The sequence below is a fragment of the Acidovorax sp. BLS4 genome (assembly GCF_032929295.1).
In the GTDB taxonomy this organism is placed as follows: Bacteria; Pseudomonadota; Gammaproteobacteria; order Burkholderiales; family Burkholderiaceae_C; genus Paracidovorax.
Genome location: NZ_CP136797.1, coordinates 3902829 through 3920688, shown reverse-complemented (window position 1 = coordinate 3920688; position 17860 = coordinate 3902829). Strand labels below are relative to the sequence as shown.

Annotated in this window: 24 protein-coding genes and 1 pseudogene; 5 read left to right on the top strand and 20 right to left on the bottom strand. The window is 64.5% G+C overall.

The window, feature by feature from the left end; translation table 11 throughout:
• Positions 1-13 precede the first annotated feature (13 nt).
• From kdpB to kdpF, 3 genes are read right to left on the bottom strand one after another with little or no spacing between them, the layout of a single operon-like run.
• Positions 14-2110, bottom strand: a complete 2097-nt coding sequence (gene kdpB / locus R1Z03_RS18050) for a potassium-transporting ATPase subunit KdpB (protein WP_317353588.1) — start codon at positions 2108-2110, stop codon at positions 14-16.
• A gap of 1 nt (position 2111) precedes the next feature.
• Positions 2112-3926, bottom strand: a complete 1815-nt coding sequence (gene kdpA / locus R1Z03_RS18045) for a potassium-transporting ATPase subunit KdpA (protein WP_317353585.1) — start codon at positions 3924-3926, stop codon at positions 2112-2114.
• 1 nt (position 3927) lies between these two features.
• Positions 3928-4026, bottom strand: coding sequence for a K(+)-transporting ATPase subunit F (kdpF, locus tag R1Z03_RS18040; protein WP_272565812.1), 99 nt, complete (start codon positions 4024-4026; stop codon positions 3928-3930).
• A 312-nt stretch (positions 4027-4338) separates the two neighbouring features.
• On the opposite strand from kdpF, the gene R1Z03_RS18035 reads away from it, so the two are divergent.
• On the top strand, positions 4339-5148 hold the full coding sequence (locus R1Z03_RS18035; RefSeq protein WP_317353582.1) for a TorF family putative porin: 810 nt from the start codon (positions 4339-4341) through the stop codon (positions 5146-5148).
• A gap of 97 nt (positions 5149-5245) precedes the next feature.
• Here R1Z03_RS18035 and ptsP read toward each other — a convergent pair whose 3' ends face one another.
• The 4 genes from ptsP to R1Z03_RS18015 all read right to left on the bottom strand — a co-directional run bounded on the left by ptsP (position 5246) and on the right by R1Z03_RS18015 (position 8412).
• Positions 5246-7000, bottom strand: coding sequence for a phosphoenolpyruvate--protein phosphotransferase (gene ptsP / locus R1Z03_RS18030; RefSeq protein WP_284394498.1), 1755 nt, complete (start codon positions 6998-7000; stop codon positions 5246-5248).
• Positions 7001-7078: 78 nt separating this feature from the next.
• Positions 7079-7348 (bottom strand): HPr family phosphocarrier protein, encoded by a 270-nt coding sequence (locus tag R1Z03_RS18025; RefSeq protein ID WP_272549631.1) that lies wholly within the window; start codon positions 7346-7348, stop codon positions 7079-7081.
• On the bottom strand, positions 7317-7769 hold the full coding sequence (locus R1Z03_RS18020) for a PTS sugar transporter subunit IIA (RefSeq protein ID WP_284430960.1): 453 nt from the start codon (positions 7767-7769) through the stop codon (positions 7317-7319). Before R1Z03_RS18020 ends, R1Z03_RS18025 begins: the two co-directional genes overlap by 32 nt.
• A gap of 97 nt (positions 7770-7866) precedes the next feature.
• Positions 7867-8412: a hypothetical protein gene (locus tag R1Z03_RS18015; RefSeq protein ID WP_317360417.1), complete on the bottom strand. Its 546-nt coding sequence runs from the start codon at positions 8410-8412 to the stop codon at positions 7867-7869.
• A gap of 182 nt (positions 8413-8594) precedes the next feature.
• Between R1Z03_RS18015 and R1Z03_RS18010 the strand changes: the two genes are divergently transcribed.
• The gene (locus R1Z03_RS18010) at positions 8595-9098 is read left to right on the top strand and encodes a TlpA disulfide reductase family protein (protein ID WP_272565820.1); all 504 of its coding nucleotides are present in this window, start codon (positions 8595-8597) and stop codon (positions 9096-9098) included.
• 93 nt (positions 9099-9191) lie between these two features.
• Positions 9192-9683 carry a GNAT family N-acetyltransferase gene (locus tag R1Z03_RS18005; RefSeq protein WP_284394511.1) on the top strand — a complete coding sequence of 164 codons (492 nt, stop codon included), beginning with the start codon at positions 9192-9194 and terminating at the stop codon, positions 9681-9683.
• Positions 9684-9895: 212 nt separating this feature from the next.
• Here R1Z03_RS18005 and R1Z03_RS18000 read toward each other — a convergent pair whose 3' ends face one another.
• The 13 genes and pseudogenes from R1Z03_RS18000 to R1Z03_RS17940 all read right to left on the bottom strand — a co-directional run.
• Positions 9896-10402, bottom strand: a complete 507-nt coding sequence (locus R1Z03_RS18000) for a peroxiredoxin (RefSeq protein WP_272565822.1) — start codon at positions 10400-10402, stop codon at positions 9896-9898.
• Positions 10403-10534: 132 nt separating this feature from the next.
• Positions 10535-10804: a 30S ribosomal protein S17 gene (rpsQ, locus tag R1Z03_RS17995; RefSeq protein WP_092745113.1), complete on the bottom strand. Its 270-nt coding sequence runs from the start codon at positions 10802-10804 to the stop codon at positions 10535-10537.
• A gap of 9 nt (positions 10805-10813) precedes the next feature.
• Positions 10814-11011 (bottom strand): 50S ribosomal protein L29, encoded by a 198-nt coding sequence (gene rpmC, locus R1Z03_RS17990; protein ID WP_272549639.1) that lies wholly within the window; start codon positions 11009-11011, stop codon positions 10814-10816.
• A 16-nt stretch (positions 11012-11027) separates the two neighbouring features.
• Positions 11028-11444, bottom strand: coding sequence for a 50S ribosomal protein L16 (gene rplP, locus R1Z03_RS17985; RefSeq protein WP_056662458.1), 417 nt, complete (start codon positions 11442-11444; stop codon positions 11028-11030).
• Positions 11445-11446: 2 nt separating this feature from the next.
• The gene (gene rpsC, locus R1Z03_RS17980; protein WP_272565825.1) at positions 11447-12331 is read right to left on the bottom strand and encodes a 30S ribosomal protein S3; all 885 of its coding nucleotides are present in this window, start codon (positions 12329-12331) and stop codon (positions 11447-11449) included.
• A 16-nt stretch (positions 12332-12347) separates the two neighbouring features.
• Positions 12348-12680, bottom strand: a complete 333-nt coding sequence (gene rplV / locus R1Z03_RS17975; protein WP_005796970.1) for a 50S ribosomal protein L22 — start codon at positions 12678-12680, stop codon at positions 12348-12350.
• 9 nt (positions 12681-12689) lie between these two features.
• Positions 12690-12968, bottom strand: coding sequence for a 30S ribosomal protein S19 (gene rpsS / locus R1Z03_RS17970; RefSeq protein ID WP_272565826.1), 279 nt, complete (start codon positions 12966-12968; stop codon positions 12690-12692).
• A 10-nt stretch (positions 12969-12978) separates the two neighbouring features.
• The gene (rplB, locus tag R1Z03_RS17965; protein WP_092745109.1) at positions 12979-13803 is read right to left on the bottom strand and encodes a 50S ribosomal protein L2; all 825 of its coding nucleotides are present in this window, start codon (positions 13801-13803) and stop codon (positions 12979-12981) included.
• A gap of 2 nt (positions 13804-13805) precedes the next feature.
• Positions 13806-14120: a 50S ribosomal protein L23 gene (gene rplW / locus R1Z03_RS17960; RefSeq protein WP_272549645.1), complete on the bottom strand. Its 315-nt coding sequence runs from the start codon at positions 14118-14120 to the stop codon at positions 13806-13808.
• Positions 14117-14737: a 50S ribosomal protein L4 gene (gene rplD, locus R1Z03_RS17955; RefSeq protein ID WP_092745107.1), complete on the bottom strand. Its 621-nt coding sequence runs from the start codon at positions 14735-14737 to the stop codon at positions 14117-14119. The genes rplW and rplD overlap by 4 nt, the downstream gene beginning before the upstream one ends.
• A complete protein-coding gene (gene rplC, locus R1Z03_RS17950; RefSeq protein WP_272549647.1) occupies positions 14737-15408 on the bottom strand; it encodes a 50S ribosomal protein L3 in 672 nt (223 codons plus the stop codon). The genes rplD and rplC overlap by 1 nt, the downstream gene beginning before the upstream one ends.
• 218 nt (positions 15409-15626) lie before the next feature.
• Positions 15627-15938 carry a 30S ribosomal protein S10 gene (rpsJ, locus tag R1Z03_RS17945; RefSeq protein WP_005796953.1) on the bottom strand — a complete coding sequence of 104 codons (312 nt, stop codon included), beginning with the start codon at positions 15936-15938 and terminating at the stop codon, positions 15627-15629.
• 24 nt (positions 15939-15962) lie between these two features.
• Positions 15963-16040, bottom strand: a pseudogene (locus R1Z03_RS17940) (elongation factor Tu); the annotation flags it as partial.
• A 199-nt stretch (positions 16041-16239) separates the two neighbouring features.
• Between R1Z03_RS17940 and R1Z03_RS17935 the strand changes: the two are divergent.
• Both R1Z03_RS17935 and R1Z03_RS17930 read left to right on the top strand, forming a co-directional pair.
• Complete coding sequence (locus tag R1Z03_RS17935) at positions 16240-16623, top strand: PaaI family thioesterase (protein WP_372588166.1); 384 nt, start codon at positions 16240-16242, stop codon at positions 16621-16623.
• Between the two features lie 36 nt (positions 16624-16659).
• Positions 16660-17847 carry an isovaleryl-CoA dehydrogenase gene (locus R1Z03_RS17930; RefSeq protein WP_317353526.1) on the top strand — a complete coding sequence of 396 codons (1188 nt, stop codon included), beginning with the start codon at positions 16660-16662 and terminating at the stop codon, positions 17845-17847.
• The last annotated feature ends 13 nt before the right edge of the window (positions 17848-17860 follow it).

The following is a 17860-nucleotide window of genomic DNA, read 5'->3' as shown; positions in this document are numbered from 1 at the left end:
TTCCTTGCACAGTTCAAACGAGGCCCACGGCCACCAGCACCCAGTCGATGAGCTTGATGCCGATGAACGGCACCACCAGCCCGCCCAGGCCATAGATCGCCAGGTTGCGGCGCAGCAGCGCGGCGGCGCCGACCGGGCGATAGCGCACGCCCTTGAGCGCCAGCGGGATCAGGAACACGATCACCAGCGCGTTGAACACCACCGCCGACAAAATGGCCGAGGAGGGACTCGCCAGCCGCATCACGTTGAGCGCGGCCAGCTGCGGGTAGGTGGACACGAAGATCGCCGGAATGATGGCGAAATACTTGGCCACGTCGTTGGCGATGGAGAACGTGGTGAGCGAGCCGCGCGTCATCAGCAGGGCCTTGCCGGTCTCCACCACCTCCAGCAGCTTGGTGGGGTTGGAGTCCAGGTCCACCATGTTGCCGGCCTCCTTGGCAGCCTGCGTGCCGCTGCCCATGGCCACGGCCACGTCGGCCTGGGCCAGTGCCGGTGCATCGTTGGTGCCGTCGCCGGTCATGGCCACCAGGCGGCCCTCGGCCTGGTACTGGCGGATCAGCGCCAGCTTGTCCTCGGGCGTGGCCTCGGCCAGGAAGTCGTCCACCCCCGCCTCGGCAGCGATGGCGGCGGCGGTCAACTTGTTGTCGCCCGTGATCATCACCGTCTTGATGCCCATGCGCCGCAGTTCGGCGAAGCGCTCCTTGATGCCGGTCTTGACGATGTCCTTGAGCTCGACGATGCCCAGCACCTGGGCGCCCTCGGCCACCGCCAGGGGCGTGCTGCCGCGCCGCGCCACGTCGTCGGCCGCGCGCACCACCTCGGCCGGCACGCTGCCGCCCAGCGCCTGGATGTGACGCACCATGGCCTGCACCGCGCCCTTGCGCAACGCCACCTCGGGCGCACCGGCCGTGGCTGGCAGGTCCACGCCGCTCATGCGCGTCTGCGCCGTGAAGGGCACCAGGCGCACGCCGGGCGCCGCGGCCTCGTCGGGCACGCCGCTGCGGCGCGCCAGCTCGACGATGCTGCGTCCCTCGGGCGTTTCATCGGCCAGCGACGCCAGCATGGCAGCGCGGGCCAGGCGCTCCTTGGGGATGCCCGGGGCGGGCAGGAACGCGCTCGCCTGGCGGTTGCCGTGCGTGATGGTGCCGGTCTTGTCCAGCAGCAGCACATCCACGTCGCCCGCGGCCTCCACCGCGCGTCCGGAGGTGGCGATCACGTTGGCCTGCATCATGCGGCTCATGCCCGCCACGCCCACGGCCGACAGCAGGCCGCCGATGGTGGTGGGAATCAGGCACACGAGGAGCGCCACCAGCGCGGTGAGCGACACGACCGTGCCCGCCCCTGACGCACCCACGCTGAAGATCGAGAACGGCAGCAGTGTCACGGTGACCACGAGGAACACGATGGTGAGCGCCACCAGCAGGATGGTGAGCGCCACCTCGTTGGGTGTCTTCTGGCGCTTGGCGGCCTCGACCATGCCGATCATGCGGTCCAGGAACGACTCGCCGGGGTTCACCGTCACGCGCACCACCAGCCAGTCCGACAGCACCCGGGTGCCGCCCGTGACGGCCGAGAAGTCCCCGCCCGACTCGCGCACCACCGGTGCGGATTCGCCGGTGATGGCGCTCTCGTCCACCGAGGCCACGCCCTCGATGACCTCGCCGTCCAGCGGAATCACGTCGCCCGCATCCACCTGCACCACGTCGCCGCGGCGCAGGTTGGTGGCCTGCTCGGGCAGGAAGGTCGCGCCATGGCGCGGCTCGGCGAGCTTCTTGGCCCAGGTGTCCTTGCGCAGGCCGCGCAGCGATGCGGCCTGCGCCTTGCTGCGCCCCTCTGCCAGCGCCTCGGCGAAATTGGCGAACAGCACGGTGAACCACAGCCAGACGGCGATCGCCAGCACGAAGGCCGGGCGCATGCCCGTGTCCTGCGGCACCGTGAGCGCATGCAGCCAGAGCAGCGTGGTGAACAGGCTGCCGATGAACACGATGAACATCACCGGATTGCGCCACTGCACGCGGGGATCGAGCTTGGCGAACGATTGCCACAGCGCGGGCTTGACCAGCGCCGCATCGAACAGCGAAAGGGAAAGGGATGTCTTGGGGGTTGTCATGTCAGGGCCTCACTGGGGTCCACAGCATCAGGTGTTCCACGACGGGGCCCAGCGCCAGGGAAGGAACGTAATTGAGCAGGCCCACCAGCAGCACGGTGGCGACCAGCAGGGCCACGAACAGCGGCCCGTGCGTGGGCAGCGTGCCGGCGGTGGCGGGCAGCCGCTTCTTGGCGGCGAGCGAGCCCGCGATGGCCAGCACCGGCACGATCACGCCGAAGCGACCGAACCACATGGCCAGCCCCAGCAGCACGTTGTAGAACGGCGTGTTGGCCGACAGTCCCGCGAAGGCGCTGCCGTTGTTGTTGCCCGCCGACGTGAGGGCGTAGAGGATCTCTGAAAAGCCATGGGCGCCCGGGTTGGCGATGCCGGCCTGGCCCGCCTGCGCGATCACGGCGACCGCTGCGCCCACCAGCACGAGGATGGGCGTGACCAGGATGGCCACCGAAGTGAGCTTCATCTCGCGCACTTCGATCTTCTTGCCCAGGTACTCCGGCGTGCGGCCGATCATCAGCCCCGCCATGAACACTGCGAGGATGGCGAACACCAGCATGCCGTACAGGCCCGTGCCCACGCCGCCGAAGACCACCTCGCCCAATTGCATCAGCACCATCGGCACCAGCCCGCCCAGCGGGGTGAACGAGTCGTGCATCGCGTTCACCGCGCCGCACGAGGCGGCCGTCGTCACGGCGGCGAAGAGTGCCGATGCGGTGATGCCGAAGCGCACTTCCTTGCCCTCCATGTTGCCGCCGGACTGCAGCGCCGTCATGGCCTGGTCCACCCCCAGGGCGGCGATGCGCGGGTTGCCGGCCTGCTCGGCGGGAATGACCACGGCCACCGCCACGGCGAACATCAAGGTCATGGCCGCCAGGATCGCCAGCCCCTGGCGCTGGTCGCCCACCACCCGGCCGAACGTGAAGCACAGGGCGGCGGGGATCAGGAAGATCGCCAGCATCTGCACGAAGTTGGTCAGCGGCGTGGGGTTCTCGTACGGATGGGCCGAGTTGGCATTGAAGAAGCCCCCGCCATTGGTGCCCAGCATCTTGATGGCCTCCTGCGATGCCACCGGCCCCATGGCCAGCGTTTGCGTGGCGGTGCTCGCGCTCTCCGTCACCGGGTTGCCGGCCGCGTCTTTCTCGGGCTGCCCGTCGGCCGTCAGCTTCGGGTTCTGGTAGGCCGTGGCCTCCAGCGTGGCAACTTCCTTGGAGGGAGAGAAGTTCTGGATCACGCCCTGCCCCACCAGAAACACGGCGATTACCAGAGACACCGGCACCAGAACCCAGGCGTTGATGCGCACCATGTCGGCCCAGAAGTTGCCCACCAGCCCCTGGCCGTCCGTGCGGCGCGCGGCAAAGCCCCGGGCCAGCGCGAACGCGACGGCGATGCCCGTGGCCGCCGACAGGAAGTTCTGCACCGACAGTCCCAGCATCTGCGTCAGGTAGCCCATGGTGCCCTCGCCCGCATAGCCCTGCCAGTTAGTGTTGGAGACGAAGCTCACCGCCGTGTTGAAAGCCGAGTCGGGCGATACGGCAGGCATGCCCTGCGGGTTGAGCGGCAGCCAGGCCTGCAGGCGCTGCAGGCCGTACACGAACACGGCACCGATGGCATTGAACGCCAGCAAGGCCAGCGCGTAGTGCCGCCAGTGCATGCTCTCTTCGGGCCGCACGCCGGCCACGCGGTACAGCGATGACTCGGCGCGGTGCATCCATTGCGGCAGCCGGCCATCGCAGATCGCGGCCAACCATCGGCCCAGGGGCCAGGCCAGCACGAGGAGCACGAGGAGGAACAGGGCCAGCAGGCCCCAGGCGGACGCGTCCATATCAGAACTCCTCGGCGCAGATGAGCGCGAACACCAGGTACGCGAACAGGACGACGGCCACGATGGCGCCGAAGCCGTAGAGCACGTCGAGCGCGATCACCGCGATGCCCCCTTGGGGCCGTCGAACCGGCCCAGCAGCACCACGGCCTCCGCCATGGCCACCCACAGCGCCACCAGCGCTGCAATCCACACGATGTCCATCTCTCACTCCTGCATCAAAACGATGGAATCGATTCTCGGAAGGTGCCCGTAAAAAGGGTGCACAGACTGGGGCACGGGGCGTAAACGCGCCGTAAAAATGCGTGGCGGCGGGGTGCCGTTACCGATTCTTGATGGGCGGTGCCATGCTTTTGACACCGTTTTTACGGGTGCCTGCCTACGCTTTGCGCTTTTCCAACGACCGCGTGAAGCCATGACCCCTTTCCCCGTTTTCAGAGCCCTTCCCCTGGCCGCCGCCCTGTGCGCGGCCCTGCCGCTGCTGGCCCACGCCCAGTTCACGGGCAACCTCGCCCTCACCTCGAACTACAAGTTCCGCGGGCAGGACCAGGACATGCTCCGTTCGAACCAGTTCGCCAAGACCGGCGCCTTCAAGCCGGCGGTGCAGGGCGGCGTCGACTACGCCTTCGGCGACAGTGGCTGGTACATCGGCAGCTGGAACGCCAGCGTGAACTGGCTGCGCGGCAACCGCCTGGAGAGCGACCTCTACGGCGGCTACAAATGGAAGGCCGGTGCCACCGATCTCGACGTGGGCGCCCTCGCCTACCTCTACCCCGGCAACCGCAGCGGCAACACCACCGAGCTGTATGCCAGCGCCACCCATGCCGACGAAGCCCTGGGCACGTTCACGCTCAAGTACTCGCACACCGTGTCGGACGACTATTTCGGCTATGCGGGCGCCCGGACGGGCTCGGGCCTGTCGGGGCGCAACACGGGCTATGTGAACCTGGCGTACAGCCACGCGCTGGGCGCGCAGCTCAGCTTGAAGGCCGCCATCGGCTATACGCGAATGGCCGGAGACATCCGCCGCCTGGGATGGCCCAGCTACGTCGATTACCAGGTCGGTGCGGCCTACGACTTCGGCGGCGGGCTCTCGCTCACCGGGGCATTGCAGGGGGCCAACCGGCAGGCCGCCTATGCGGCCGCTACCGGCCCGGCAGCGGATGCCGCGCGCTACTCGCCCAACAAAGGGCGCCTCATCGTCACGCTGGCCCAGGTTTTCTGACGGAAGCGCCGCCGGCAAGGCTGGCGCAGCGGCATCTGGTCAAACAGGCCGACGCCAGGAGATTCATTGCCTCTTTAGCTATTAAATTTATAGCAAATTATTCGGCCAGCAGCGCGGCCGGGTCGTCCGAGGCAAGCACGCCCTGCGCCCACGGCCCGAGCTTGCGGGTGTCGGCGCGCAGCACCTCCTGCTTGACCGCGAGGATCTGCGCCGGGTGCATGGAAAAGCTGCGCAGGCCCAGGCCCAGTAGCAGCCGCGTCATGGAGACGTCACCCGCCGTCTCGCCGCACACGCACACGCTCTTGCCCTGGCGCTCGCCCTCGGCAATCACCTGGGCCACCAGCTGCAGCACGGCGGGGTGCAGGGGATCGTAGAGGTGGGCCACGGCCTCGTCGGCGCGGTCGATGGCCAGGGTGTACTGGATCAGGTCGTTGGTGCCGATCGACAGGAAGTCGAAATACTTCAGGAAGCTGCGCACCATGAGCGCGGCGGCCGGCACCTCGATCATCGCCCCCAGTTGCACCGGCCCATGCGGCACGCCGCGCGCCTCCAGCTCGGCGCGGGCCATTTCCACCTGGGCGAGGGTCTGCTGGATCTCACTCACGTGCGCGAGCATCGGGAACAGCAGGTTCACCGGGCCATGCACGGCCGCACGCAGCACGGCGCGCAGCTGCGTGCGGAACATGGCCGGATCGGCCAGGCTCCAGCGGATGGCACGCAGGCCGAGCGCGGGGTTCAGGTAGCTGTCCTTGTAGCCTTTGTCGAGCGGCTTGTCGGCCCCCACGTCGATGGTGCGCAGCGTGACGGGCATGCCGTTCATGCCCTGTACCGCCTCGCGGTAGGCCTGGTACTGCTCCTCCTCGCCAGGCAGGTTACCGTTGCGTCCCATGAACATGAATTCGCTGCGGAACAGGCCCACGCCCGCAGCGCCGCCGCGCAGCGCAGCGGCCGCGTCGGCAGGCTGCTCGATGTTGGCCAGCAGCTCGATCTTCTGCCCATCCAGCGTGACCGCTGGCGTATGGCGCAGGCGCGACAGGCGCTCGCGCTCCAGCGTGGTCTGGCGCTGGCGAAAACCGTATTCGGCCAGGATGATGGGCGACGGGTCCACGATCATCACGCCGGCATCGCCGTCGATGATGACCCAGTCGTCCTGCCGCACCAGCTGGCTGGCGGCCCGCGCGCCCACCACCGCGGGGATGTCCATGCTGCGCGCCACGATGGCCGTGTGCGAGGTCTTGCCGCCCACGTCCGTCACGAAACCGGCAAACACGCTCTTCTTGAACTGCAGCATGTCGGCTGGCGACAGGTCGTGGGCCACCAGCACGAGAGGCACGTCCACCGTGTCGTCCAGCAGCAGGTCCTGCTGGTTGCTGCGGCGGGGGCTGCTGGGCGGCGGCGCCACCGGGCTGGCCACGCCTTTCATGTGGCGCAGGACGCGCTCCACCACCTGCTCCAGATCGGCCTTGCGCTCACGCAGGTACTCGTCCTCCATCTCGTCGAACTGCCGCGCGATGACCTCCAGCTGGGTGGTCAGCGCCCATTCGGCGTTGTAGAGGCGGTCGGTGATCCAATGCTTGACGCCGCTCACCAGCGCCTCGTCCTGCAGCAGCATCATGTGCACGTCGAGCAGCGCCGCCAACTCGGGGGGCGCATCGTGCGGCATCTCGGCCTGCAGGCGCTGCAGTTCCTCCACCACCGCGTTGCGGCCGTTGCGCACGCGCACGATCTCCGCGCCGACCTGGTCCGCCTCGATGAAATAGTGCGCCACGTCCACGCGGCTCGATGCGACCAGCACGGCGCGCCCGATGGCAATGCCGCGGGCGACCGCCAGACCGTGGACGGCGAACGTCATGGCGCTGGCGCTCCGGACCTGTCCGCGGCATGCGCAGGCTGGCAGGCGGCGCGGCAGGCGATCAGCGCGGCCCGCACATCACTCCCCTTCGCCGAACTTGCCGTCGATCAAGGCCCGAAGCGCATCCATGGCTTCCTGCTCCTGCGCGCCGTTGGTCTCCAACTCGACCGTCGAGCCCAGCCCGGCGGCCAGCATCATGACGCCCATGATGCTCTTGGCATTGATGCGCCGCTCGCCCTTGGCCAGCCAGACATCGCACGGAAAACTGCCTGCCAGCTTCGTGAGCTTGGCGGACGCCCGGGCGTGCAGGCCCAGCTTATTGCTGATGGTGATGGTCGTCTTGATCATGGTGGGAACGTCGTATCTGGTTCTGCGGGGCCGAGATCGCCACCTGCATCACGCCCTGGGTGCCGCCAACCACCGCGCGCGAAACGAGCGCCTCCAGCGGTTCATGCCGGTAGCTCACGGTGCGCAGCAGCATGGGCAGATTCACGCCGGTGACCAGCCGTGAGTGCTCGCCATCCACCAGGCGCTGCGCGACATTGCATGGGGTGGCGCCGAACACGTCGGTCAGCACCAGAGTGGGCGAATCGCCGTCGTGCGAAGCCAGCAGGATGCGGGCGGTGGCCAGGGTCTCTTCGGGCGGCGTGTGGGGATGCACGTCGAACGCGAGTACCTCGTCGCCGCAGTCGGGGAAAACATGGAGAGCGCACTCGCGCAGCGCATGGGCCAGCGGGGAGTGGGCAATGATGAGGATGCGCGTGCTCATGGGGCGATGGAGTGAACCGCATTATGGCGCCGCGTGCAACCTTCGCTGGGCATTCGCAGCCCGCGCGCAAGGCCTGAGGAAGCAGAGGCGACCCCGATCATGGCAGCGCCAGTCCGGCAAAGAACGTGTCCGCGACCGCCATGCGCGGGGCGTCCGTATAGACCACCGCATGGTACAGGCGCGCCTGCCGCCCTTCCATGCGGGCAAACCAGACGGCTTGCGCGATCACCGCACCGCCGTCGCTGCGCCGCCCCTGGGCTTGCAGCCGCACCGACTGCGGCAGGGCCAGGGCACCGGCCGGCACGAAGGCAACAGCACCGGCCTCGGCATCCCCTGCCGCCGGCGCCTGCATGCGTGCCAGCACCGCCGCCCGCCACTGCGCGAGGACAGCGCCCGCCTGCGAGGGGTCTTCGACCACCATGTGCGAAACGGCAAACGTCGCGCCATCGGCCTCGCAGCCCACCATGGCCAGATCCGCGGGCCGCCCACCCAGATCCACCGAACGTGTCGCATGATCCGGCTTGCAAGGCAGCAGCACCGTGAGGCCGGCGCTTTCGAGTGGCACGCTGCGCCAGTTCAGCGCGGGGCTGCAGCCGGCGAGCAGCAGGGCCAGCGCAGAGGCGATACCAATTGGGCAATGCATCCGCGCATTATCCGGAGTGCCGCAATAGGCCTGCCGTGGCAAGCCGGTCCGGGGCTTCGGCTTCGCAGGATCAGCGAACTTTCGCAGGGCCTTGCGCTCCATCACCCCCAAGATCCGGACCGTCCGGCAAAATGTCGACAGACAGCTGCACGCACCGTGCAGACACAGGTGGAAAGAGCGCAATGGGCATCAAGCATTGGTTGGGCGCCGCGGCAGTGGCGGCATTCGCAGGCATCGGCGCCTTCGTGTTCCTGGGCGCCGGCACGTCCCAGGCACCGCAGTCGACCTTTGTGCTGCTGGACGGCTCCAAGAAGACCACCGCCGATCTGCACGGCCAGGTCACCCTGGTCAACTTCTGGGCCACCAGTTGCGTCACCTGCGTGGCCGAGATGCCCGAGGTCGTGGCGACCTACCAGAAGTACCGGGCACAGGGCTTCGACACCTTGGCCGTCGCCATGAGCTACGACCCACCGAGCTATGTGGTGAATTTCGCCGAAACCCGCCAACTGCCGTTCAAGGTTGCCATCGACAACACCGGCGCGGTGGCCCAGGCCTGGGGTGACGTCAAGCTCACCCCGTCCACCTTCATCGTCAACAAGCGCGGCGAGATCGTCAAGACCTATGTCGGGGCTCCCGACTTCCCCGAGCTCCATCGGCTCATCGAGCGCCTGCTGGCAGAGACCTGACCCTCGCTACACGGCTTGGGCGGCCAACCGCCGCTTGAAGGGGCCGGGCAGAGCCCGCTACACTGGCAACTCCTTCGTTCCTAGCAACCGCCTGTGGACCAGCCCTCCGTGGCCCTGCTGACGCCGACCCTTCCTGCCGAGATGGACGCTGTGCGCGACATCTTCCGGGAATATGCCGACAGCTTGGGCATCGACCTGTATTTCCAGAACTTCGAGGCCGAACTGGCCACCCTGCCGGCGGACTATGCACCGCCGCGTGGCCAGATCCTGCTGGCGGAAGTGGACGGTGCCATCGCGGGCTGCTGTGCCCTGCGCCCCATGGACAACGCCGATTACCCCAACGCCAGCGAAATGAAGCGCCTGTATGTGCGCAAGGCATTCCGCGGTTTCGGCCTCGGCCGGCAACTGGCAGAGGCCATTCTCGATGCCGCGCGGCAAGCGGGATATGCCTGCGTGCTGCTCGATACGCTCGATGGCATGGAATCGGCCCGTGCGCTGTATGCCGACTTGGGCTTCGAAGAAATCCCGCCCTACTATCACAACCCCATCGCAGGCTCGCACTACCTCAAGGCGGATATCGATTAATGCACGGCGAGCAGGCGCCGGGACGGAGCACCCGATGCCGGGCCGCCATGACCAGCGTGTTGGCTGGGCACAAAGGGCAGTGCTCCGCCTCTGGGGACCGTGCTGCCATCACCACACAACGCCTGCTGTGAGGTCACCCAGCAAACCGCATGGCGCTGGACGCGGGATGGGAAATCTCCTCTCCCATCCCCAGCCAGCGGCACCTTGTGCGTTCAGCCCTTGGCCTGTGCCAGTAGCGTTGCCGCGTCGCTCACTTCGAACTTGCCGGGCGCTTCGATGTTCAGTGATGCCACCTTGCCATCTTTCACCAGCATCGAATAGCGATTGCTGCGCAGGCCCAGGCCCTTGCCGTTCAAATCCAGCGTCAGGCCCGTGGCCTTGGCAAAAGCGGCATCGCCGTCCGCCAGCATGCGTACCTTGCCCTGCGTCTTCTGATCGCGCGCCCAGGCACCCATCACGAACGCGTCATTCACGCTTAGGCACCAGATCTCGTCCACACCCGCGGCCTTGAAAGCCTCGGCCTGCTCCACATATCCGGGAACATGCTTGGCGGAACAGGTTGGCGTGAAGGCACCTGGCACGGCAAACAGCGCGATGGTCTTGCCGGTGGTGGCCTGGTCCACCGCGACAGGGTTGGGGCCGAGGCTGCAACCGTCGCCTTCGACTTCGGAATACTCCATCAAGGTGATGGCGGGCAGGGTTTCACCGACTTTGATCATGCTGGGCTCCTAGGGGGTGGAATGAGGGACCTGCAGAACGCGGGCCCCAAAAAACAAAACGACCCAGCATTGTGGGTCGTTTTGAGCGGCTTTGCAGCCAACAAGCCCGTAGGGCTTGTAAGGATCTGCCAATCAGACCAGTGCGGCCTTCTGGACCAGACGGGTGGCAACCCAGTTCTTGGTCTTGGAGATCGGACGGCTTTCCGTGATCTCGATGGTGTCACCCAACTTGTATTCGCCCTTTTCGTCATGGGCGTGGTACTTGCTGGATTTCGCCACGATCTTGCCGTAGAGCTCGTGCTTCACACGGCGCTCGACCAGCACGGTCACGGTTTTCGTACGCTTGTCGCTGACCACCTTGCCAATCAAGGTGCGCTTGAGGGATTTTTTAGCTTCCGTCATGTGGGCTCCTTACTTGGCGGCTTGCTTTTCAGCAAGAATGGTCTTGGCACGAGCGATATCCCGACGGGTGATACGCAGCGTATTGGTGTTTGCCAGTTGTTGCGTGGCCTTCTGCATGCGCAGACCGAAGTGGGCCTTTTGCAAGGACTTGATTTCGGTTTCGATGCCAGCGACGTCTTTTTGGCGCAGTTCAGCAGCTTTCGTCATTTCGATTCTCCTGAATTTAAGCGCCAATTTGACGAGCCACGAACGTGGTGCGCAGCGGCAGCTTGGCAGCAGCCAGGCGGAACGCTTCACGGGCCAGTTCTTCAGGCACACCGACGATCTCGAACACCACCTTGCCGGGCTGAATTTCAGCCACGTAATACTCGGGGTTGCCCTTACCGTTACCCATCCGAACTTCGGCGGGCTTGGTAGAGATCGGCTTGTCGGGGAACACGCGGATCCAGATACGGCCGCCACGCTTCACGTGACGGGAGATCGCACGGCGTGCGGCCTCGATCTGGCGGGCCGTCAGGCGACCACGGTCCGTGCACTTCAGGCCGAAGTCACCGAAGGCCACCGAATTGCCACGGGTGGCAACGCCGGTGTTACGGCCCTTCTGCTCTTTGCGGTACTTGCGGCGAGCGGGTTGCAGCATCTTTATTCTCCTTTGCCGTCCGCTGCTGTAGCGGGCGCGTCAACCTTGCGAACGCGCTTAACGGCGGTGTTATCGGCGCCACCGGCACCGGCGGGCTTGTCGCTACCGTCTGCAGGTGCCGCATTGGCACCGGCTGGACGGCGTGGACCACCACGGCCTGCACCCGGACGATCGCCACCTGGGCGGCCATCGCGACGCGGGCCACGGGGACGACGCTCTTCTTCTGGACGCGGTGTTTCCACTGCGGGCAGATCGTTGCGGCCCAGCGTATCGCCCTTATAGACCCAGACCTTGACGCCGATGACGCCGTAGGTGGTCTTGGCTTCGGACGTGCCGTAGTCGATGTCAGCGCGCAGGGTGTGAAGCGGCACGCGACCTTCGCGGTACCACTCGCAACGGGCGATTTCAATCCCGTTCAGACGGCCGGACGACATGATCTTGATGCCCTGGGCACCCAGACGCATGGCGTTTTGCATGGCGCGCTTCATGGCGCGGCGGAACATGATCCGCTTTTCCAGCTGTTGCGTGATGCTGTCGGCGATCAGCTTGGCATCGATTTCGGGCTTGCGCACTTCTTCGATGTTCACTGCAACCGGCACGCCCAGACGCGTAGCGAGTTCCTTCTTCAGGTTCTCGATGTCTTCGCCCTTCTTGCCGATCACCACGCCCGGACGTGCCGAGTAGATGGTGATGCGGGCATTCTTGGCGGGGCGCTCGATCAGGATGCGCGAGACGGCAGCGTTCTTCAGCTTGGCCTTCAGGTATTCGCGCACCTTGATGTCTTCGGCCAGCATGCCGGCGAAGTCACGGTTGCTCGCGTACCAACGGCTGGCCCAGTTGCGGCTGACCGCCAGGCGGAAGCCGGTAGGATGGATTTTCTGTCCCATAGTCTTCCTCGGGCCTTCAGTTGCCAACCGTCACGTACACATGGCACGTGGGCTTGCTGATGCGATTGCCGCGGCCTTTGGCGCGCGCGGTGAAACGCTTGAGCGTGGTGCCTTGTTCGACGTAGATGGTCTTGACCTTCAGTTCGTCGATGTCGGCGCCGTCGTTGTGCTCAGCGTTGGCGATGGCGGACTCCAGCACCTTCTTGACGATTCCTGCAGCTTTTTTCTGCGTGAACGTCAGGATGTTCAGAGCCTGGTCGACCTTCTTGCCGCGGATCAGATCAGCGACCAGACGGCCCTTGTCGACCGACAGACGGACGCCCCGGAGGACTGCACGTGTTTCAGACATGGTCGTTCCTTACTTCTTCTGGACTTTCTTGTCCGCGGGGTGACCCTTGAAGGTGCGCGTCAGGGCGAATTCGCCCAGCTTGTGGCCCACCATCTGGTCGGTGACATACACCGGTACGTGCTGCTTGCCGTTGTGCACGGCAATGGTCAGACCGATGAAATCGGGCAGAACCATGGAGCGACGCGACCAAGTCTTGACTGGTTTCTTGTCCTTGGTCGCAATGGCCTTTTCGACCTTTGCCATCAAGTGGTGGTCAACAAACGGACCCTTTTTGAGAGAGCGAGTCATTTGTTATCCCTTACTTCTTGCGACGCGACACAATCATCACTTGTGTGCGCTTGTTGTTGCGGGTGCGATAACCCTTGGTCAGATTGCCCCAAGGATCGACTGCATGGCGGCCTTCGCCGGTGCGGCCTTCGCCACCACCGTGCGGGTGATCCACCGGGTTCATGGCCACGCCACGAACCGTTGGGCGAATACCCATCCAGCGCTTCACACCGGCCTTGCCGAGTTGGCGCAGGCTGTGCTCTTCGTTGGCGACTTCGCCGATGGTTGCACGGCACTCGATGTGGATCTTGCGCACTTCGCCAGAGCGCATGCGCACCTGGGCGTACGTGCCTTCACGGGCCAGCAGCGTTGCGGAAGCACCTGCCGAGCGTGCGATCTGCGCACCGGCACCGGGCTTGAGCTCGATGCAGTGGATGGTCGAACCCACGGGGATGTTGCGGATCGGCAGCGTGTTGCCTGCACGGATCGGGGCTTCGGAGCCGCTCAGGAGCGTGCTGCCGACTTCCAGACCACGGGGGGCAATGATGTAACGGCGCTCGCCGTCGGCATAGCACACCAGAGCGATGTGGGCCGTACGGTTCGGATCGTATTCAATGCGCTCGACCTTAGCGGGGATGCCATCCTTGTTGCGGACGAAATCCACCACGCGGTAGTGGTGCTTGTGACCGCCGCCCTTGTGGCGGGTCGTGATGTGACCGTTGTTGTTGCGACCGGCCTTCTGGAACTGAGGCTCCAGCAGCGGTGCATACGCTTCACCCTTGTACAGGTGGTCACGGGTAACCTTCACCACAGCGCGTTGGCCGGGCGAAGTGGGTTTCATTTTGATGACGGCCATGATTACGCGGCCTCCCCGGACAGGTTCAGCTCTTGACCTGGTTGCAGCGTGACATAAGCCTTGCGCACGTTGTCGCGGCGGCCCATGGTCTTGCCAAAACGCTTGGCCTTGCCTTTGGTGTTCACCACAGAGACGCCCTTGACCTCGACCTTGAACATCAATTCCACAGCGGCCTTGATTTCTGGCTTGGTTGCGTTCTGCAGCACCTTGAACGTCACAGCATTGGACTTCTCGGCAACCATGGTGGCCTTTTCGGACACGATGGGAGCGACCAGCACTTGCATCAGACGACCTTCGTCAAACTTGGGCGTGCTCATGCGAACATCTCCTTGAGTTTGTCGATCGCGCCCTTGGTGACGAGCACTTTCTTGTAGTGCACCAGCGACACGGGGTCTGCGTAACGGGGTTCAACGATGAACACGTTCTTCAGATTGCGCGAAGCAAGGTACAGGTTTTCGTCCACTTCGTCGGCGATCACCATCACCGACTGCAGGTTCATCGCCTTGAACTTGTCGGCGAGCACCTTGGTCTTGGGGCTTTCCAGCGTCAGCGAGTCCACCACGGCCAGACGGCCTTCACGGGCCAGCTGCGAAAAGATCGCAGCCATACCAGCGCGGTACATCTTCTTGTTGATCTTCTGCGTGAAGTTTTCTTCAGGCAGATTCGGGAAGATGCGACCGCCCCCACGCCACAGAGGCGAGGAGGTCATACCAGCGCGAGCGCGGCCGGTGCCTTTTTGCTTGAAGGGCTTCTTGGTGGAGTGCTTGACCTGCTCGCGGTCTTTTTGAGCACGCGTGCCCTGGCGGGCATTGGCCTGGTAAGCCACCACGATCTGGTGAACCAGATCTTCGTTGTATTCGCGACCGAACACGGTTTCGGGCGCATCGAACTTCGATGCGGCCTGGCCTTGGTCATTCAGGAGTTCGAGCTGCATTAGTTCGCTCCCTTGGAAGCTTTGGCCTTGACTGCCGGACGCACCGTCACGAACCCGCCCTTGGAGCCCGGAATGGCGCCCTTGATCAAGAGCAGTTGACGCGCTTCGTCGATGCGGATGACATCGAGGTTTTGCGTGGTCTTGGTGACATCGCCCAGGTGGCCGGTCATGCGCTTACCGGGGAACACGCGACCGGGGTCTTGTGCCATACCGATGGAGCCAGGCACATTGTGCGAACGGCTGTTACCGTGCGATGCGCGCTGCGAGGCCATGTTGTGGCGCTTGATCGTGCCAGCGTAACCCTTGCCGATCGACGTGCCTTGCACGTCCACCTTCTGGCCCACGGTGAACAGCGTCACGGGGACGGTGGAACCGACGGCGTACTGGGCGGCGACGTCAGCGGTCACGCGGAATTCGCGGATCACTTCACCGGCTTCGACGCCGGCCTTTGCCAGATGGCCCGCTGCGGGCTTGGTCACACGCGATGCCTTGCGCGAACCAAACGTGACCTGCAAGGCCACGTAGCCATCGTTCTCTTGGGTTTTAACCTGGGTCACGCGGTTGTTGGACACATCCACCACCGTGACGGGCACTGCGTCCCCGTCATCGGTGAACAGACGCATCATGCCCACCTTGCGGCCCAGCAACCCTTGGGAGTTGCTTTGACTCATTGATTTTCTCCAAAACTTTCACCGCCTCGACTTCAATTGGCCAAAGCGTTTGCACAACGTTTGCACCGCCGTGCGCGAAAGAAGGTTGATAAAACTCCGCCGCCGTCACGCAAAGCGCAAAAAAGGCGAAGCCGCAAAGTATAACGCGGGCTGCTTTTGCAAGCAAGTCCGCGTTATGTGTTGGCGCGCAGCAACCGCCGCGCCCCAGAGCCGCTAAATTACTGCAGCTTGATTTCGACGTCCACGCCAGCCGGCAGGTCGAGCTTCATCAGCGCGTCCACCGTCTTGTCCGTCGGATCGACGATGTCCATCAGGCGCTGGTGCGTGCGGATTTCGAGCTGGTCGCGGCTGGTCTTGTTGACGTGCGGCGAACGCAGGATGTCGAAACGCTTCATGCGCGTCGGCAGGGGCACGGGGCCCTTGACGATGGCGCCGGTGCGCTTGGCGGTATCAACGATCTCGGCAGCGGACTGGTCGATCAGCTTGTAATCAAACGCCTTCAGGCGGATGCGGATTTTTTGCTTGGACATGGCAAGTTCCTTTGTGCCTGAGGCTTAAGCAATGATCTTGGCCACGACGCCGGCGCCGACGGTACGGCCGCCTTCACGGATGGCGAAGCGCAGGCCTTCTTGCGTGCGACTGGAGCCATCGGTGGATCAGGCGCTTTATTGCGAATAGGACGGGGCCGGGAATACGGGGGCAACATCAAAATAGGCCATAATTGACGTTTACGTAAACGTAACTCAGCCAAGCCATGCCGATCACGCTGTCTGACCTGCCCATCCCGACCATGTGCACCGCGTTTCTCAGAGTTTTGCCCTTCAGGGCGCCATGCGCACTTTGGGCGCGCAGCTGGGGCACATTGCCCCGGGCGAGGTGGACATCGAATTGGACTGGGCCGCGTCGCTGACACAACAGCATGGTTTTTTACATGCGGGAATGGTGTCCGCCGCGCTGGATTCCGCCTGCGGATACGCGGCCTTTACCCTGATGCCTGACGAGGCCGCGGTGTTGACAATCGAATTCAAGATCAACCTGTTGGCGCCGGCGCGCGGGCCCCGCTTTCGCATGGAAGGCCGTGTCGTCAAGCCGGGCCGGACCATCACGGTGTGCGAAGGCCGGGCCTACGGTGTTGACGGCAGCCAGGAAAAACTGATCGCCACCATGGGCTGCACGCTCATGTCCGTCATCGGGCGCGATGGCATTGCCGGCTGAACTTCTTCTTCATTAATTCCCAAAATAGGAGACTCCATGACCCTCGCCAGCCTTCCCGGCCTGAATTTCCAACTGGGCGAAGACATTGATGCCTTGCGCGATGCTGTGCGCGATTTCGCGCAAGCCGAGATCGCACCGCGTGCGGCGGAGATCGATCGCACCGACCAGTTCCCCATGGACTTGTGGCGCAAGATGGGCGAGTTGGGCGTGCTCGGCATCACCGTGCCGGAGGCGTACGGAGGTGCGCATATGGGGTATCTCGCGCACATGGTGGCGATGGAGGAAATTTCGCGGGCCAGCGCATCGGTGGGCCTGTCCTACGGCGCCCACAGCAATCTGTGCGTGAACCAGATCAACCGGAACGGTTCCGAAGAGCAAAAGCGCAAGTACCTGCCCGGCCTGATCAGTGGCGAGCATGTGGGCGCGCTGGCCATGAGCGAGCCGGGCGCCGGCTCCGATGTGATCAGCATGAAGCTCAAGGCCGAAGACAAAGGCGGCTATTACCTGCTCAACGGCACCAAGATGTGGATCACCAACGGCCCGGACGCCGACACGCTGGTGGTTTACGCCAAGACGGAGCCCGAACTGGGGGCACGCGGTGTCACGGCTTTCCTGATCGAAAAGGGAATGAAGGGCTTCAGCATTGCGCAAAAGCTCGACAAGCTTGGCATGCGGGGAAGCCACACGGGTGAGTTGGTGTTCGAGAATGTCGAAGTTCCAGCGAGCCAGATCCTGGGCACCGTCAACGGTGGTGCCAAGGTTCTCATGAGCGGGCTCGACTACGAACGGGCGGTGTTGACCGGCGGGCCGTTGGGGATCATGCAGGCGGTCATGGACAACGTGGTGCCCTACATCCACGACCGCAAGCAGTTCGGCCAGAGCATCGGCGAGTTCCAGCTGATCCAGGGCAAGGTGGCCGACATGTACACGGTGCTGCAGGCGGGCCGCTCGTTTGCCTACACGGTGGCGAAGAACCTCGACATGCTGGGGACCGACCATGTGCGCCAGGTGCGCAAGGACTGCGCGTCCGTCATCCTGTGGTGCGCCGAAAAAGCCACCTGGATGGCCGGCGAGGGTGTTCAGATTTTTGGCGGAAACGGTTACATCAACGAATACCCGTTGGGCCGGTTGTGGAGAGATGCAAAACTCTACGAGATCGGCGCCGGCACCAGCGAAATTCGCCGTATGCTAATCGGCCGCGAATTGTTCGCGGAAACATGCTGATTTGTTGAACAAT

Excerpts from the sequence above, each read along its gene's own strand:
- kdpB (WP_317353588.1), bottom strand. The coding sequence starts at position 2,110 with ATGACAACCCCCAAGACATCCCTTTCCCTTTCGCTGTTCGATGCGGCG.
- kdpA (WP_317353585.1), bottom strand. The coding sequence starts at position 3,926 with ATGGACGCGTCCGCCTGGGGCCTGCTGGCCCTGTTCCTCCTCGTGCTC.
- R1Z03_RS18035 (WP_317353582.1), top strand. The coding sequence starts at position 4,339 with ATGACCCCTTTCCCCGTTTTCAGAGCCCTTCCCCTGGCCGCCGCCCTG.
- ptsP (WP_284394498.1), bottom strand. The coding sequence starts at position 7,000 with ATGACGTTCGCCGTCCACGGTCTGGCGGTCGCCCGCGGCATTGCCATC.
- R1Z03_RS18025 (WP_272549631.1), bottom strand. The coding sequence starts at position 7,348 with ATGATCAAGACGACCATCACCATCAGCAATAAGCTGGGCCTGCACGCC.
- R1Z03_RS18020 (WP_284430960.1), bottom strand. The coding sequence starts at position 7,769 with ATGAGCACGCGCATCCTCATCATTGCCCACTCCCCGCTGGCCCATGCG.
- R1Z03_RS18015 (WP_317360417.1), bottom strand. The coding sequence starts at position 8,412 with ATGCATTGCCCAATTGGTATCGCCTCTGCGCTGGCCCTGCTGCTCGCC.
- R1Z03_RS18010 (WP_272565820.1), top strand. The coding sequence starts at position 8,595 with ATGGGCATCAAGCATTGGTTGGGCGCCGCGGCAGTGGCGGCATTCGCA.
- R1Z03_RS18000 (WP_272565822.1), bottom strand. The coding sequence starts at position 10,402 with ATGATCAAAGTCGGTGAAACCCTGCCCGCCATCACCTTGATGGAGTAT.
- rpsQ (WP_092745113.1), bottom strand. The coding sequence starts at position 10,804 with ATGACGGAAGCTAAAAAATCCCTCAAGCGCACCTTGATTGGCAAGGTG.
- rpmC (WP_272549639.1), bottom strand. The coding sequence starts at position 11,011 with ATGACGAAAGCTGCTGAACTGCGCCAAAAAGACGTCGCTGGCATCGAA.
- rplP (WP_056662458.1), bottom strand. The coding sequence starts at position 11,444 with ATGCTGCAACCCGCTCGCCGCAAGTACCGCAAAGAGCAGAAGGGCCGT.
- rpsC (WP_272565825.1), bottom strand. The coding sequence starts at position 12,331 with ATGGGACAGAAAATCCATCCTACCGGCTTCCGCCTGGCGGTCAGCCGC.
- rplV (WP_005796970.1), bottom strand. The coding sequence starts at position 12,680 with ATGTCTGAAACACGTGCAGTCCTCCGGGGCGTCCGTCTGTCGGTCGAC.
- rpsS (WP_272565826.1), bottom strand. The coding sequence starts at position 12,968 with ATGACTCGCTCTCTCAAAAAGGGTCCGTTTGTTGACCACCACTTGATG.
- rplB (WP_092745109.1), bottom strand. The coding sequence starts at position 13,803 with ATGGCCGTCATCAAAATGAAACCCACTTCGCCCGGCCAACGCGCTGTG.
- rplW (WP_272549645.1), bottom strand. The coding sequence starts at position 14,120 with ATGAGCACGCCCAAGTTTGACGAAGGTCGTCTGATGCAAGTGCTGGTC.
- rplD (WP_092745107.1), bottom strand. The coding sequence starts at position 14,737 with ATGCAGCTCGAACTCCTGAATGACCAAGGCCAGGCCGCATCGAAGTTC.
- rplC (WP_272549647.1), bottom strand. The coding sequence starts at position 15,408 with ATGAGTCAAAGCAACTCCCAAGGGTTGCTGGGCCGCAAGGTGGGCATG.
- rpsJ (WP_005796953.1), bottom strand. The coding sequence starts at position 15,938 with ATGTCCAAGCAAAAAATCCGCATCCGCCTGAAGGCGTTTGATTACAAG.
- R1Z03_RS17935 (WP_372588166.1), top strand. The coding sequence starts at position 16,240 with ATGCGCACTTTGGGCGCGCAGCTGGGGCACATTGCCCCGGGCGAGGTG.
- R1Z03_RS17930 (WP_317353526.1), top strand. The coding sequence starts at position 16,660 with ATGACCCTCGCCAGCCTTCCCGGCCTGAATTTCCAACTGGGCGAAGAC.